Raw genomic sequence first — 15,270 nt, forward strand, 5'->3', positions numbered from 1 at the left:
CTCCATGTCTTCCCTAGTTCTATTTAATGTTTGTCCTCTGAAAGGAGTGCTATGTTTGATATGAATTGATTCTAATAAACTATCGATTGATTCTCAGAAGTTATGCATTGATTATCTGAAGAAATGGATTGATTATCGGAAGTTATTGAAAAAAATCGTGACTATTTTGTGACAGCCCCTTTTTCCAAACAACAAAAAAAGCCCAGACAACTTTCATCCAGACTTTAAACGATTGGGTGCTTTTTCTCTTTTTGTATATTTAATTTAATTGCGACGTTAATAGCTACTAAAATTGGAATCGCTGCTGCAATGGTAAACCCAAACGCATAGCTAGGGATTCTATCTTTCAATACTCTATCGATAATCTCAACACCTAAAAAACTTATCCCAATTCCATTCCCATCTACCTGATCCAGCACCGTCCATAATTCAATGCCTTTTCCCAAAAACAGGAGGCCGAACATAGATAATAGAACAACTAGAAACCATTTCATTCGGTCTACCCCCTAGCTAACAATATAACCACTATATATATATCATTATTATAGTCATAACCCCTCTGGATTCCTATAGTTGTCACAATATGTTCACATCTATTGTGAAAGTTATGTAAACAGTAATATTTTTAGATATTTCATGTAATCCAGCCAATAAAAAATTATAAAAATGATAAATAAGGGTTTTCAAAACCTGTGTAAACCTTTACAATGAACCTAAACTTAATAAATTTAGAAAATTCATTCCATTCTTACTGAGGAGGACTGCAAATGAAAATTATGAGCAATGAACAATTGGTGGTCTCATATCGTGATGCATTAAAGTCAGAACAGGACAAGGAATGGGCAAGACTTTTAAAGGATGAAATTTCTAGACGAGGATTAAAACCATTTAAAAACCGTTAATTCTAAAAACCAACTAACGATCTGGCCGCATTTGCGGCCTTTTTTATCGTCAGGAAATTATAAAAGTTAAGGGTGTGGATAACTGTGTTCGTTTTCTGCATCCAGCTCCAGCGCCTAGCCCCTCGGGTCATAAGCCAATCCGTCAAGAAGGTTAAAGAGCAACCTTCTGGCCGGCTCGTCTTATGCCTGTCGGGGCTGTTCAAGGCGCTTGCGCTTTTGTTCTTTCCACGAAACCCCAACAAAAAGCCCCAGCTATAGAAGCTGGAGCCTTTCTATCTTATTAACTTCCAAACAATAATGATTCAGGGTCTTCAATTAATTCTTTCACCTTTTTCAAGAACGTAACAGCTTCTTTCCCATCGACAATCCGATGGTCATAAGAGAGAGCAATGTACATCATTGGTCTATTTTCCATCCGTTCCTTATCAATTGCGACCGGACGAAGCTGAATCGTATGCATTCCTAGAATCCCAACTTGCGGTCCATTTAAAATTGGAGTTGAGAGTAATGAACCGAAAACACCACCATTGGTTATTGTAAATGTACCACCTTGAAGATCCCCTAAAGAAAGTTTATTGTCTTTTGCCTTCTCGGCAAGTTCGACTAGGTTTCCTTCGATCTCTGCAAAGTTCTTACGGTCTGCATCACGAATGACTGGAACGACCAGACCTTCATCTGTAGAAACCGCTACCCCGATATCATAGAATTTCTTCATTAGAATCTCATTGCCTTGAATCTCTGCATTCAAATAAGGCGTCTTCTTCAGGGCTGCGACAACTGCCTTGGTAAAGAAAGACATGAACCCGAGACGAACATCGTTCTCCTCATAAAAACGATCTTTCCACCTTTTACGCAATTCCATAACAGCTGTCATGTCGACCTCGTTAAAGGTGGTTAGCATCGCTGAGTTTTGTTGAACCTCGACAAGTCTGTTAGCAATTGTTTGGCGGCGGCGCGACATTTTTACACGTTCTACTGGTTTGCTAGAATCGGCTGGTACTTTCTCAGCCGGTTGTTTGTTTTGGGACGCAGAAGCTGCTGGTGCTGCGGTGGCTTCTGACTTCACTTGTTTCGGATCATAATTGGATACGTCCTGCTTACGAACCCGACCTAGTGGGTCAACAGCTGGTACTTGACTTAGGTCGATTCCCTTTTCCCTCGCCAACTTCCTCGCGGCTGGAGAAGCAATAATGCGTTCATTGCTCTTTGTATCCGAATCATTATTTTCTTGCTGTACGTTTCCGCCAGATTCCGATTCTGGCTGAGGTTGTGCCTCGGCAACCTTTTCCTTCGAATCATCAGTTGGTGCGTCGCTTTTTCCGCTAGTTCCACCTTCGTTCACAACGGCAATAGTTTCTCCAACTTGCACGGTATCGCCTTCCTCAGCTTTTAATTCAGCTAGAATGCCGTCATGCTCCGAAATGATTTCAACATTGACTTTATCCGTCTCAAGTTCTACCACATATTCCCCTTTGCTTACATGATCGCCCGGCTTCTTCAACCACTGGGCGATTGTACCTTCCGTAATTGTTTCTGCTAGTTCTGGAACCTTGATCTCTGGCACCTGTGTCCTCTCCTTTACTCTCTGGTTAATGCTTCCCCAATAATACGAGCTTGCTCGATCTTATGAATATCTGGTTCTCCTTCAGCTGGACTAGACCTTCTCCGGCGACCAATATAAGAGACCTTCAACTTACCTTCTAGAGTTTCATTGATACGAGGCTCAACAAAGGTCCATGCCCCCATATTTTTCGGTTCTTCTTGAATCCAGCAAACTTCCTTTAAGTTAGGGAATTGCTCGAAAATTTCCTTTAGATTTTCAAATGGAAACGGATAAATTTCTTCGATTCTAAGAATCTGCAGCCATTCATATCTCTCAGACTCAACTTTAGCCGCTAGATCAATCGCAATCTTCCCTGTGCATAAAACAACCTTCTCTACCTTATTGGGTTCAGAACCTAAACCAGGCTGTTTAATAATCGACTGGAATTCCCCATCGCTAAATTCTGCAGGGCTAGATGCCACACTTGGGTTCCGTAACAAACTCTTTGGCGTCATCAATACAAGAGGGCGCACGGCCTCTTTTTCAAGAATCGCTGCTTGCCGTCGTAAAATATGGAAATATTGAGCAGCCGTGGTCAGGTTAGCAACGGTCCAATTGTTCTCCGCTGCCAGAGTTAAAAACCGTTCAAATCGACCACTTGAGTGTTCAGGACCTTGCCCTTCATATCCATGAGGAAGTAGCATCACAAGACCTGATTTCTGACCCCATTTTGCCCGACCTGCAGCAATAAACTGATCAAAAACCACCTGGGCCGCATTGGCAAAATCTCCATACTGAGCTTCCCATAAGACAAGTGTTTCCTGCGAAAATACGTTGTAGCCATATTCAAACCCAAGCACACCTGCCTCCGAAAGTGGGCTATTATGAACCGCAAAGGAAGCCTTTGCATTCGGTAAAGTGTGTAAAGGAGAGAAATGGTCACCTGTTTCTCGGTCATGTAGAACAATGTTACGGTGCGCAAATGTCCCTCTTTCAGAATCCTGACCAGAAAGTCTAACTGGCGTACCATCCGCAATAATCGATGCAAATGCAATTGACTCAGCAAGTGCCCAGTCGACTTTCCCTTCTCCACTGAAAGCTCCTTGCCTTCTCTTTAAAATACGCTCAAGCTTTCCAAACACTTTAAAGCCTTCTGGCCAATTAAGTAGATCTTCGTTCATTTGATTGAGCTCACCAATGGGAACACCCGTCACAATCCTTGGTAAGCCTTTTTCAACGATTTCCGGGACTTCCACTTCACTTAAGTCATGATGATTATCTGTCGGGACTTTCTCAAAGGCAGCTGATAGTTTCTCAAGAACCGCTTCTTCCATTCCCTTTATTTCTTCCTCTTTCAAAACTTTAGCTGATTTAAGCCTCTCTGCGTAAACTTCCTTTGGAGTAGGATGCTTATGCACCAATTTATACAAGCGTGGATTCGTTGTCATCGGTTCATCCATCTCGTTATGTCCGTACCGTCTATAACCAATCAAATCGATTAGGAAGTCCTTACCAAACTTAGCTCTATATTCGACAGCAAAAAGCGCAGCCATTACACAAGCTTCAGGATCATCGGCATTGACATGGAGAATTGGAATCTCAAAACCTTTGGCTAAGTCACTTGCATATCTCGTTGAACGCGAATCAGTGGACTCGGTTGTAAAACCAATCGTATTATTCGCGATGATATGGATAGTCCCACCGGTGTTATAACCATTTAATCTGCTTAAATTCAAGGTTTCAGCGACAATCCCCTGACCTGGAAAAGCTGCATCCCCGTGGATCAAAATTGCCATAGCCTTTGAAGGGTCTTGTACTGGATATCCAGCTTCTTCCCTTTTTTCCTGAGCTGCTCGTGTAAACCCTTCAACAACAGAACCTGCAAATTCTAAGTGACTCGGGTTATTCGCTAATGTTAAGCGAACGTTTGCAGTGTTCTCAGTTCTAATTTGGCGGTCCAAGCCTAAATGATATTTCACATCACCCGTCCAACCAAAGTTAATGCCAATCGACCCTTCTGATGGTACAAGCTCCTTGTTTGGTGCATGCTGAAATTCAGCGAAAATCATTTCATAAGGTTTTTCAAGGACATGCGCCAAAACGTTTAGACGTCCCCTATGGGCCATCCCAATATTGACCGTTTGGACTCCATCTTTGACTGCTCCTGATATCACCTCATCAATGAGCGGTACCATTGCGTCAAGACCTTCAATCGAGAATCGTTTTTGACCGACAAAGGTTCGATGTAAAAACTTCTCAAATTCTTCCACTTCGGTTAAACGCTTTAATAAAGCAAATCGTTTTTTATTATTTAGAGTAGGAATCAATTGACCATTTTCAATTCGTCGACGAAGCCAATTTTTTTCCTCTTCATCATGTACTTGATGGTATTCAAATGCAATCGTACTAGTATATACCAACTTTAAATGCTCAATCGCCTCCGCACCATTTTGAATATTTGGTGGTGCATCTGGACAAATAAAGTTAGCTGGAACTTTTTCTAAATCTTTTTGCGTAAGCCCCCATTTTTCAAGTTCCATTCGCGGATCCTTTTTGGGAGTTTCTAAAGGATGAACGTTAGCAGATATGTGTCCATACCCTCGAATATGGTCCGCCATCCGAATGGCAGCAATTATTTTTTCAGTATTGCTTTCTTGCAATGCACCACCGCTTGATTCTTCAGGTGGTGCTTCCGTTTCAAAGGTAGGAACATTTCCTTCATCAAAATATTCCTTTACTTCAGGATCAATCGAATGAGGATCCTCAAGATACCTTTCATATAATTCAACAATATACCCTAAATTTGGACCGTGAAAACCAGACAAGCTTCCTCGACTGGTGTCAGGTTTACTCATAGAAATTTCCCCTACCATTTCGTATAAAGTTGATCGCAGCATCCCCACTGTAAGCAAAAATATGAATAATGTTAAAATTCAGGGGATAACCGTTTTCATAAGCCATTTTACCACTGCTCCACTTGAATCACAAAGGTTTTGAACTTAAACATAGTGAAAACCTAAATACGATTAATTCTTATGGTAAAAAAGCTTTATGAAATTTAAATAATATTAGGCTGATAAACCTACTCTACAAAATAAAATCCCGAACAATATGCTCGGGATAAAGGGTTTAAAAGTTTATAAGATTTAGATAAAGGCTTTTCGGCGTTTGGGATTCATTCCTTTTTTCAACTAGGGATGCAATCATTACATCCATGTGTTCAGAAGGGGCCTCCATATGGCCGCAGCTAATTGTTTTTTGAAAACGAGCTCCAGCTACAAAGACATTGACTCCGTCATCCGTCATAAATCCAAGATTCTCTTCATGGACGGAAAAGCGGTGGTGACAGTTTTTTGATTCGCGCATTTTCTGTTTTCAATCCTCCTAAAAGGTAAGTGATATTTTTATTATATACTAAAAATTCCGACTTTTTATGTTACAATTTCTTGACTTTTAACAGGGTCTATTTAACTTTTCTATGATATCGCTCCAGGCACTTAGTATAAAAAGGCTGTTTTCGTAAAGTTTGTTGCTAAAATCCTAAAGCCGATTTTAGCGTAAGGACAGTTAGTTATTAAGGCTTGAATTCGTTTGCAAGCTCTTTTCTCATTAGTGATTACTAGTTTTGCACCTTAAAAGCAACAAAGTTTGAGAAAAGAGCCTACAAAAAAGCGTAGAGCATCACTTGCCCTACACCTTGACATCAGTCTTGATTATTCTGCCTTTACTTTCGCTTCCGCAACTTGAAGCTTTTCGAGATGCTTGGCAATTTCAACCGCTGCCAAAGCCGAATCCTCGCCATTGATTTCGGTGAAATCCCCTGAGTAATCTTTAATGGTATGGTTGTACCTTGGATCATAATAATGCTCTAGTAAAATGGAAATGACCGTTTTGTAATCCTTGTTAAAGGTAGCCACTTCGATTGATTCGATAAGCTCAGGTTTCTTTAAGCGTTTTTCAATCTTCTTTACTTTTTCCAAAACTTGATCTTGAAACCATTGCTCTTGTTTATAAGGTGAAACATATTCATTATAAATTCTATCTACTCTATTTTGTAGGGAACATTGAATTAAAAAATGGATCCCTGTTCTTTTTTGATCCATCATGCAATCATGCTGTGCTGCTCGACCAATCCGCTTGCTTTCGGCTTCAACAATATAATAGTTTGACCCCTTAAGTTCGTGTAATCGATTGAATAATAAGGCATCAAAGGTTTTTTGGTTATGTCCGTTTCCAATTCCAATGGTACCAAACAGGGACCCTCGGTGATTCGCCATCTGCTCTAAATCTACTACAGGATACCCCTTCTCCTGTAGATTTTTTAAGATATCGGTTTTGCCCGTCCCCGTTAGTCCGTGTAGAATGACGACCTTTTCCGGTATCAATGTATGCAGGTTTTCAAGTATATACTCACGATAGGCTCTATAGCCACCGTCAAGTCGAACGGATGGAACACCGGAAAGTTCTAAAAACGAAGCAACTGATTTGCTTCGTGACCCACCACGCCAACAATGAATCACAGGCTTCGCTCCTGTATTCTCTATATCTCGGATTTCATTAAGCAAAGTGGGTAACTTAGGAGAAACAATTTCCATTGCTCGCCATTTTGCTGCCTGACTTCCGGCCTCTTTATATAAGATGCCAATTTCTTCTCGCTCTTCATTCGTAAATAAAGGAATATTCACGGATCCAGGAATGGAAGCTTCTTCATGTTCAATTGGCGCACGTACATCGATTGGCAAATATTCCTTAGAGCGGATGAGTTCCTCAACTGTAATGTCTAACATATATACATCAATCCTCCAGGGGAGTAAAAAGTCTCCGCTAAACTCTACTATTTTACACCTATACTGAAAAGATTGCAAGAACAGGCTCCACTTACTGAAGGACGCCGAAAAATTCTAGATAGTCTATATTAGGGTACCGAAAATCGGGCCCCACCCAAAAAGCACATAGCCATGATGACCAGTAATCGAATAAAAGGACGTTGTTCAATAGCACTAGTAAAATAAATTAGAACTTTAACACAGATGAACACCCGTAAGTTGGCTCATTGACCGACAAAACCTCTTCCATTCTTTTGGAAAAGAGTCTAACCCTTCCCTTACGAATGTCTCTCCCTTCGTTTCTAAGACAACAGACCAACTCGTCCCATCCACAATGATTCCATCTATTTGATAATCCTTTTCCCAGTCCCAAATATGGAGAGAATAAAGGTCCTTTTTAAACTCCTCTACACTACCCAGCTGTTTAACTGTCGATCTTGGTACTCTACCTTTGAGATTAAAGTGCCATTCAAAAAAAGTAAATGTACCTTTAATAAAATCTACAGTTACTTTTACTTCAGGTCCGGGATACCCGCTTAATTTAAAGGTTAATTTCACTGGATCCCTTTCAGGACGAATCGACACTAGATCTCCATTTAACATAAACCATTCTCTTTTAAGGCCTATAATAGATTCTAGGTGGACAATGTCTAAATCCTCATCTCGAGTGATTGTCATTAGTTTATTCATTTCTTCCCAAATTAAGTGAATCGTAGCCGGTCCTCTTTTTTCAAGGATCATGATAATCGCTTCATAATAATTCATTGCCGTTCACTTTCCTTCTATACTTTCTTCTCTCTTAATAGATTCGTCAACACGTATCTGCAATTTTAAGTTAAGTATAATTAATCGCCTAGAATCTAACTGTAACAAACTGCACGTTTTACACGAAAACTTACCGTCTAATTTCGACATTCTCCTCTTATTCCTTGCGCTTTAGCAAAGAATCTTGTATGTCTTTGTCTGTTTATGCGCTTTCCCGAGAAATAATGTTAAAATTAATCCCACAATTCATTTAAATTCAGACAAAAACAGCCGGGGTTTCTTCCCGGCTGTTAATTTAGGATTATTCTATTTTGCAGCAGCAATTAATTGTTTGATTTCTTCTAAATTGTTTTCATGGAAAAGCTCGACAATTTTACTACCGACAATAACGCCGTCACAATGCTGGTTCATCTCACGAACATGCTCCGGTGTCGATATCCCGAAACCTGCTAAGACAGGAAGTTTGCTGGCCTTCTTGACTTTTGCAAGAAAGCTCCCTAACTCGGAATGGAATCCCGACCTAGCTCCTGTTATCCCAGCAACCGTTACGGCGTATACATAGGCATTCCCTTTTGAAGCAATCTTTTCAATCCGCTCTTCGGGGCTTGTCACTGTCACTAGTCTAATCAGCTCTATTCCCGCTTTCTCTAAGGAAGGAGCAAATAGGTCCTCCTCCTCAATTGGAAGGTCTGGGATGATGCAGCCATCAATTCCGGCGAAAGCGCACTTTTCAGCAAATCTTTCTACGCCAAAGGCAATGACTGGGTTCGTATAGGTCATTAAGATAAGCGGAATGGTGATTTCTTCCTTGAAAGACTGAACCTCCTCCAAGACTTGTGTTAACGAAACACCAGCGCTCAAGGCGCGAATACCTGCCTGTTGGATGGTTGGACCATCGGCCACAGGATCGGAAAACGGAACGCCAATTTCGACGGCATCCACTCCATTTTCCTGTAAAAATAGCAATTTATCTTTTAGTGTCTCAAGGCCGCCATCCCCAGCCATAATGTATGGAACAAAGGCTTTTTGGTTCATCCCTTGAAAGGCCTTCTGTATTCTACTCATGTAAATCTCCTCCCAGGCGCTCTCTTATCGTCTGTACATCTTTATCCCCACGGCCAGATAAGCAAATAACGATTCCTTCTTCCTTGCTCATAGTTGCCGCCAACTTGACTGCATAAGAAACAGCATGGGCACTTTCAAGAGCAGGGATGATGCCTTCTAGCCTTGACAACAATCGAACACCATCTAGTGCCTCATCATCCGTGATGGATTCATAGTTTACTCGTTTAATATCATGTAGATAGCTGTGCTCTGGACCAATCCCTGGATAATCAAGTCCGGCAGAAATGGAATGAGCTTCTTGAATTTGACCATCGTCGTCCTGAAGCAAATACATCATCGCGCCATGCAAGATTCCGGGTTTGCCTTTTGTGAGCGAAGCCGCATGTCGGTCTGTATCCACTCCTAGTCCAGCGGCTTCTACTCCGTACATCTTAACAGTTTCGTCATTGACAAAGGGATGGAACATGCCCATTGCATTACTTCCACCACCGATACAGGCGACAAGCGCATCAGGGAGCTTCCCTTCCTTCTCGAGAAATTGATCCTTTGTTTCTTTGCCAATTACGCTCTGGAAATCGCGGACGATTTTCGGGAAAGGGTGTGGGCCCATCACTGAACCTAAAATATAATGCGTATCGGCCACATGTGTTACCCAGTAGCGAAGCGCCTCATTTACGGCATCCTTTAATGTGCCGCTCCCAGAGCTAACACTGACCACTTTCGCTCCTAAGAGTTCCATACGGAAAACATTTAATTGCTGCCTTCTAATATCTTCTTGGCCCATAAAGATGACACAATCTAGGTTTAACAAGGCACATACGGTTGCCGTCGCTACCCCATGCTGGCCTGCTCCCGTTTCAGCGACAATCTTTCTTTTCCCCATTCGCTGTGCAAGCAGCGCCTGGCCAATAGTGTTGTTGATTTTATGAGCACCTGTATGGTTTAGATCTTCTCTTTTCAAGTAGATTTTTGCACCACCAGCATACTTAGTGAGATTTTCAGCGTAGTAGAGGGGTGTTTCTCGCCCGACGTACTCTTTCAACAATTCATTTAACTTTGCATGAAATTCGGGGTCAACCTGAGCTCGGTCATACTCTTGTTCTAATTCAATGACCGATTGCATTAATGTTTCAGGCACATATCGACCACCGTAAGGTCCAAAATGCCCCTTTGAATCTGGAAGTGAATATACTGGAGTTTCTGTTTCTGCTTTCACCTATTTTTCATCCTCTCTAGTTCCTTTAGCTTCTCTTATAAATACACTGATTTTCGCTAAGTCCTTTTCTCCCTCCGTTTCCACCCCACTACTCACATCGACCATAAAAGGATGTACGGTTTGTATCGCCGTTTTGACATTTTCGGGATTCAAACCACCCGCAAGGATGACTCTGTTGCGTACTTCAAGACCAGCAGCCAGTTCCCAATTGAATTTCGTTCCGTTTCCCCCTTTATAATGCCCTGGGGGACTGTCAAGCAAAATATAATCAGCCTCGATCTGACGAATTCTGTCGATATCTTCTTCTGTCTTGATGCTAACAGATTTAATTACTTCTTTGCCCTGTTTTCGATACAGACTGGTCTCTTCCTCCCCATGAAGCTGGATATGAGTAAGACCTGCTATTTCAGCGATTTCAGCAATTTTCTCTGGAGTCTCATTCACAAATACGCCAACCTTCCAAATCCCCTCAGGTAGCTCTTGGATGATTTCTCTTGCTTGCTCCGCATATATTTGCCTTTTGCTTCGCGCAAATACGAATCCAAGAGCATCGGCGCCTTCGTGTGCCGCATGCAGTGCTGCTTCAACTGTTTTAAGCCCACAAATTTTCACTTTCATCGTTGACTCACCGTTTCTAATGGAATTTTAAAATCCTCAAACGCCCTCTGTAGGTTGCTTGCCGCCATAAATGTTTCGCCAACTAAAACCCCATTCGCCCCCGCCTTGGCGGCGCGTCGAACATCCGCTTGCGTTTTCATTCCGCTTTCACTAATTAAGAAAGCGCCTGATTGCCGAACGATAGGCCCAAGCTTTTCGGTTGTCTCAAGCTTGACTTCAAAGGACTTTAGATCGCGATTATTGATCCCTATTAAATTCGCTCTAACCGCTAGCGCCTTTTCAAGGTCCACCTCATCATGAATTTCGACAAGTGCCTCTAGGCCGATTTCATTCGCATATTCGAATAAATCATACATGTCTTGTTTACCAAGAACAGAAGCAATCAATAAAACCAAGTCAGCACCAGCTGCCTTTGCATGACTGATTTGCTTTCGTTCGACGATGAAATCCTTACAGAGAATCGGTAGTTCAACAGCAGAACGCACCTTTGCTAGATCCGCTAACCTACCTTGGAAGTGGCGGTCCGTTAGAACAGATATCGCCGACGCACCGTTGCTTGCATAAAGAGCTGCTTGTTCAGCAGGATCCAAGTTTGCATTAATGATTCCCTTTGACGGGGAAGCCCGCTTAAACTCTGAGATAATCGCCATTTCTGTTGCGTTCATCAGTCCGTCAATAAAGGAACGCTCTTTTTTAAAACCACGAATCTCTTCACGAGACAAGTCTTTCACTTCTTTTATATCCTCACGCTTTTGAGCAATAATTTTGTCTAAGATGGTTGCCATTTTATATCACCGCTTTCTTATACTGGGCACTCTTTTCAATTAGGTAATGAAGCTTACCAAGTGCAGCGCCAGAATCGATGCTTTCGATTGCACGGAAGACGCCCTGTTGAATGGTTTCTGCTCTTCCAGCAGTAAAAATCCCAATACCAGCGTTAAGTAACACGGTATCGCGACAAGCACCTTTTTCTCCTTTGAGGACATCCAATAGGATGGCTGCATTTTCCTTTGCATCCCCACCAACAATTTGGCTATTATCGACAACGGAAAGGCCAACATGTTCTGGATGAAGCGTTTCTCTCGAACGAACCCCGCCGTCTAAAATAACCATTTGATTTTCCCCCGCAAGGGATGCCTCATCCATTGAACCGGCCCCATTAAGAACAACCGCTCGCTTACGCCCCAATGTGTTCAAGACATCAGCAAAGATGTCAAGCATATCGCCACGATTGATTCCGAGAAGCTGATAATCAAGTTCCATCGGATTGGTCAAAGGTCCGATGAAGTTAAAAATAGTCGGGATTTTCAATTCTTTTCTTACTTTCATAATCGACTTAATCTTCGGATGTACATGGGGAGCAAACAGAAAAGCAATGCCGTTATCCTCAAGAATTTCTTCTGTTATTTCTGGAGGTAAATCCAAGGAAACACCCAGTTCTTCTAATACATCCGCACTTCCTGTTTTACTTGATATACTACGATTTCCATGTTTTGCCACCGTTATCCCCGCTCCAGCCATTACAAAGGCTGACGTGGTACTAATATTAAAGCTTTTCGATCCATCTCCGCCGGTGCCGCAATTATCAATCATATTTGGTAGCTTCTTGGAGAACGAAAGGGAATTTTTTCGCATTGCTTGAACAATCCCAGCGATTTCGTCAACTGTCTCACCCTTGGTCTTCAAACCAATCATGAATGCGGCGATTTCACTTTCTGAAATCTCGTCTGTGAAAATTTTCCCAACCGCTTCTTCTGTCTCCTGCTGGGTTAAGTTTTCCTGAGCCGCTAATTTTTCAAGATAAAACTTCATAAATACCGTTCTCCTTTCTGGTTTCAATTAAAAAGTTTTCTAATAACTTTTTCCCTTCCTTTGTCCCGATTGATTCAGGATGAAACTGAAGACCGTACAGTGGGTAATCTTTATGTTTAACTGCCATGATCTCCTTATCATCGGTAGCAGTAGCCAACACCTTTAAATCGCTTGGTACGGAGTCCTTCTCGATCACGAGTGAATGATAGCGCATGACTGAAAGACTTTCCTGGAAAAACTTAAACAGCGAAGTCCCGTTATGAGAAATTTCCGACACTTTACCATGCATAATTTCTCTCGCGTGGATAATGTTTCCTCCAAATGCATACCCAATCGCTTGATGACCAAGGCAAATTCCGAGAATCGGCACCTTTGAAGCAAAGCTTTTAATTAACTCAACACAAATTCCTGCATCTTCTGGTCGCCCAGGTCCTGGTGAGATGATGATTGCCTCTGGTTTCATCTCCTCAATTTCGGTTATCGTAATCTGGTCATTTCTCACAACCTTAGGTACTTTGCCAAGTTCACCCAAGTACTGGTAAAGGTTATATGTGAAAGAGTCATAATTATCAATCAATAGAATCATTAGCTGCCTCCCTTAATGCCCTTAATTTATGGGCCGTTTCCTCGAATTCTTTTGCTGGGTCAGAGTCATAAACAATCCCAGCCCCGGCCTGTATATAGGCTTTGTTGTCTTTAATCACCATCGTTCGAATCGCTAAAGCAAAATCCATGTTTCCGCAGGCAGAATAGTAACCAATTGCTCCGGAATAGACCCCTCTTTTGATGTTCTCAAGCTCATTGATAATCTGCATCGCACGAATTTTCGGGGCACCGGATACCGTCCCTGCAGGAAGGCACGAAGCCAACCCTTCTAAAGCCGTCATTCCCTCCTCAAGCTCTCCACTTACCTCTGAAACGATATGCATCACATGCTGATATCTTTCTATATTCATGTATTTATCGAGTTTGACCGTCCCAATTTTACAAATGCGACCAAGATCATTCCGCCCAAGGTCCACAAGCATTCGATGCTCAGCGAGTTCCTTTTCATCATGAATCAAATCTTTTGCAAATGCCTCATCTTCCTCTGTTGTTATCCCCCTCGGCCTTGTGCCAGCAATCGGATTGGTCATAATTTCAGGCCCCCTTGCTTTTACAAGACTTTCAGGCGATGCCCCAGCAATCGAATAGTCACCATAATCCAAATAGTACATATAAGGTGATGGATTATTGACTCTTAATTTCCGATAAAATGTGAACGGATTCCCAGTTATATTTGCCTCTAATCTTCTTGAAAGGACAACTTGAAAGATATCCCCAGCCTCAATATACTGTTTCGCCTTCAAAACCATGTCTTCATATTCATGCTTCGTGAGGTTCGATTCAAATTCAGACAACGCGAACGTGTCATCGCTGCGATATTCCATTTCTCTTCTTAGCTCTTGTTTCCGCCTTTCGATCCTTTGCTTTAGTTCTCCCTCGGCAATCCCCTGAAGCGGTATACCTACAATAAACACTCTTTCTTTTAAGTGATCAAAAACAATGATTTCATTAAAGAGCATTAAATGAGCTTCAGGCATGTTTAATGGATCTTGATTTTCCGGACCAATTTCCTCATAGTCCCGAATGATGTCATAGCCGATATAGCCAACAGCTCCACCGATAAACGGAATTCCAGGAATCTCCTCAATTTCAGGAAGGTAATTCTTGACCACATCGATGACTCTATCTTGTTTCGTTTGTTCTCCAGAAGGCCCGTGAACCGTAACACTCCCTCGATGTCCTTTTATTTCATAGACCGGATCAGCACCAATAAACGAGAACCGCCCCGACTTTTCATGTTTTAAAGAGCTTTCTAGCAAAAACTTCTGCTTTCCTGAAATTTTTTGATAAATGGCGATTGGTGTCAGCGTATCCCCTTCAATCTCCTCGACTATTGTTCGTGCCGCCTGGTTATTTAAGACCATGTAAACCCAGCCCCTTTCGAATAAATAAAAAAAGTCCCCTATACGCACGTAAAGTGCATATAGAGGACGATTACGTTTGACCGCGGTGCCACCTCAATTGAAACCACTTCTGGTTTCCTCTTTTCAGGTACAAGAATGCAATTTTAATTAGCATTTATACCCTATCCTTTTAACGGTGGAATTCCGTGCCTCCCTACTAAATGTTCAGGATGCCTCTTGCAAGCCCATTCCAATGGCCCTTTCGTACCGGTTCACAGCTCCTCCGGCTCTCTGAAACGAAATTGGCCAATGTACTCCTCTTGCGCAACGATTTAGCTAGTTATTTTTTTATAAAATAAAAAACGGGTCTCTCTCCTATGAATAAGGACGAGAAACCCGTGGTGCCACCTTTTTTAGCCGAAAAATCGGCTCGCTTAACGGTATCAAAGCTACGCGCTTGAATACCTGCCTCTTGTAACGATGAGGCTGTTCGCCAGAGCCTACTGCCTAAAGGGTTCGGTCTAGAGCTCAGAAGTCCATTCACTGTAACATCCATACTGGTTTGCACCAACCA

General features: G+C 42.1%; 14 protein-coding genes and 2 other annotated features (1 of these 16 cut by a window edge). Of the genes, 1 reads left to right on the forward strand and 13 read right to left on the reverse strand.

Features of this window, described 5'->3' with window-relative positions; genetic code table 11:
* Window positions 1–224: 224 nt before the first annotated feature.
* Window positions 225–494 (reverse strand): hypothetical protein, encoded by a 270-nt coding sequence (locus BMX30_RS18380; protein ID WP_090749043.1) that lies wholly within the window; start codon window positions 492–494, stop codon window positions 225–227.
* Between the two features lie 273 nt (window positions 495–767).
* On the opposite strand from BMX30_RS18380, the gene sda reads away from it, so the two are divergent.
* On the forward strand, window positions 768–902 hold the full coding sequence (sda, locus tag BMX30_RS18385; RefSeq protein ID WP_090749045.1) for a sporulation histidine kinase inhibitor Sda: 135 nt from the start codon (window positions 768–770) through the stop codon (window positions 900–902).
* Window positions 903–1,182: 280 nt separating this feature from the next.
* On the opposite strand, the gene odhB is transcribed toward sda, so the two are convergent.
* From odhB to trpE, 12 genes are all read right to left on the reverse strand, one after another.
* Window positions 1,183–2,466, reverse strand: coding sequence for a 2-oxoglutarate dehydrogenase complex dihydrolipoyllysine-residue succinyltransferase (odhB, locus tag BMX30_RS18395; RefSeq protein WP_090749049.1), 1,284 nt, complete (start codon window positions 2,464–2,466; stop codon window positions 1,183–1,185).
* 14 nt (window positions 2,467–2,480) lie between these two features.
* The gene (sucA, locus tag BMX30_RS18400) at window positions 2,481–5,300 is read right to left on the reverse strand and encodes a 2-oxoglutarate dehydrogenase E1 component (protein ID WP_090749051.1); all 2,820 of its coding nucleotides are present in this window, start codon (window positions 5,298–5,300) and stop codon (window positions 2,481–2,483) included.
* 274 nt (window positions 5,301–5,574) lie between these two features.
* A complete protein-coding gene (locus BMX30_RS18405; protein WP_090749053.1) occupies window positions 5,575–5,811 on the reverse strand; it encodes a hypothetical protein in 237 nt (78 codons plus the stop codon).
* A 347-nt stretch (window positions 5,812–6,158) separates the two neighbouring features.
* Window positions 6,159–7,232 carry a tRNA 2-selenouridine(34) synthase MnmH gene (gene mnmH, locus BMX30_RS18410; RefSeq protein WP_090749055.1) on the reverse strand — a complete coding sequence of 358 codons (1,074 nt, stop codon included), beginning with the start codon at window positions 7,230–7,232 and terminating at the stop codon, window positions 6,159–6,161.
* A gap of 234 nt (window positions 7,233–7,466) precedes the next feature.
* Window positions 7,467–8,036, reverse strand: a complete 570-nt coding sequence (locus BMX30_RS18415; RefSeq protein WP_090749057.1) for a hypothetical protein — start codon at window positions 8,034–8,036, stop codon at window positions 7,467–7,469.
* Between the two features lie 306 nt (window positions 8,037–8,342).
* On the reverse strand, window positions 8,343–9,107 hold the full coding sequence (trpA, locus tag BMX30_RS18420) for a tryptophan synthase subunit alpha (protein WP_425283778.1): 765 nt from the start codon (window positions 9,105–9,107) through the stop codon (window positions 8,343–8,345).
* Entirely contained in the window at window positions 9,094–10,317 is a 1,224-nt protein-coding gene (gene trpB / locus BMX30_RS18425; protein WP_090749061.1) for a tryptophan synthase subunit beta, read from the reverse strand. The genes trpA and trpB overlap by 14 nt, the downstream gene beginning before the upstream one ends.
* On the reverse strand, window positions 10,318–10,935 hold the full coding sequence (locus BMX30_RS18430) for a phosphoribosylanthranilate isomerase (RefSeq protein WP_090749062.1): 618 nt from the start codon (window positions 10,933–10,935) through the stop codon (window positions 10,318–10,320). It lies immediately after the preceding gene.
* Window positions 10,932–11,720, reverse strand: a complete 789-nt coding sequence (gene trpC, locus BMX30_RS18435; protein WP_090749064.1) for an indole-3-glycerol phosphate synthase TrpC — start codon at window positions 11,718–11,720, stop codon at window positions 10,932–10,934. Before trpC ends, BMX30_RS18430 begins: the two co-directional genes overlap by 4 nt.
* A 1-nt stretch (window position 11,721) precedes the next feature.
* A complete protein-coding gene (trpD, locus tag BMX30_RS18440) occupies window positions 11,722–12,747 on the reverse strand; it encodes an anthranilate phosphoribosyltransferase (RefSeq protein WP_090749066.1) in 1,026 nt (341 codons plus the stop codon).
* Window positions 12,731–13,333 carry an anthranilate synthase component II gene (locus BMX30_RS18445; RefSeq protein ID WP_090749068.1) on the reverse strand — a complete coding sequence of 201 codons (603 nt, stop codon included), beginning with the start codon at window positions 13,331–13,333 and terminating at the stop codon, window positions 12,731–12,733. The genes trpD and BMX30_RS18445 overlap by 17 nt, the downstream gene beginning before the upstream one ends.
* A complete protein-coding gene (gene trpE / locus BMX30_RS18450; protein ID WP_090749069.1) occupies window positions 13,317–14,717 on the reverse strand; it encodes an anthranilate synthase component I in 1,401 nt (466 codons plus the stop codon). The genes BMX30_RS18445 and trpE overlap by 17 nt, the downstream gene beginning before the upstream one ends.
* Before the next feature lie 59 nt (window positions 14,718–14,776).
* Window positions 14,777–15,033, reverse strand: a binding site (T-box leader).
* A gap of 43 nt (window positions 15,034–15,076) precedes the next feature.
* Window positions 15,077–15,270, reverse strand: a binding site (T-box leader) (it continues 53 nt past the right edge of the window).

It is taken from the genome of Mesobacillus persicus, from assembly GCF_900109925.1.
Classification (GTDB): Bacteria; Bacillota; Bacilli; order Bacillales; family Cytobacillaceae; genus Mesobacillus_B; species Mesobacillus_B persicus.

What these genes read in the sequence shown, in the direction of transcription:
- BMX30_RS18380 (WP_090749043.1), bottom strand. Translation starts at nt 494, where the DNA reads ATGAAATGGTTTCTAGTTGTTCTATTATCTATGTTCGGCCTCCTGTTT.
- sda (WP_090749045.1), top strand. Translation starts at nt 768, where the DNA reads ATGAAAATTATGAGCAATGAACAATTGGTGGTCTCATATCGTGATGCA.
- sucA (WP_090749051.1), bottom strand. Translation starts at nt 5,300, where the DNA reads ATGAGTAAACCTGACACCAGTCGAGGAAGCTTGTCTGGTTTTCACGGT.
- BMX30_RS18405 (WP_090749053.1), bottom strand. Translation starts at nt 5,811, where the DNA reads ATGCGCGAATCAAAAAACTGTCACCACCGCTTTTCCGTCCATGAAGAG.
- mnmH (WP_090749055.1), bottom strand. Translation starts at nt 7,232, where the DNA reads ATGTTAGACATTACAGTTGAGGAACTCATCCGCTCTAAGGAATATTTG.
- BMX30_RS18415 (WP_090749057.1), bottom strand. Translation starts at nt 8,036, where the DNA reads ATGAATTATTATGAAGCGATTATCATGATCCTTGAAAAAAGAGGACCG.
- BMX30_RS18430 (WP_090749062.1), bottom strand. Translation starts at nt 10,935, where the DNA reads ATGAAAGTGAAAATTTGTGGGCTTAAAACAGTTGAAGCAGCACTGCAT.
- trpC (WP_090749064.1), bottom strand. Translation starts at nt 11,720, where the DNA reads ATGGCAACCATCTTAGACAAAATTATTGCTCAAAAGCGTGAGGATATA.
- trpD (WP_090749066.1), bottom strand. Translation starts at nt 12,747, where the DNA reads ATGAAGTTTTATCTTGAAAAATTAGCGGCTCAGGAAAACTTAACCCAG.
- BMX30_RS18445 (WP_090749068.1), bottom strand. Translation starts at nt 13,333, where the DNA reads ATGATTCTATTGATTGATAATTATGACTCTTTCACATATAACCTTTAC.
- trpE (WP_090749069.1), bottom strand. Translation starts at nt 14,717, where the DNA reads ATGGTCTTAAATAACCAGGCGGCACGAACAATAGTCGAGGAGATTGAA.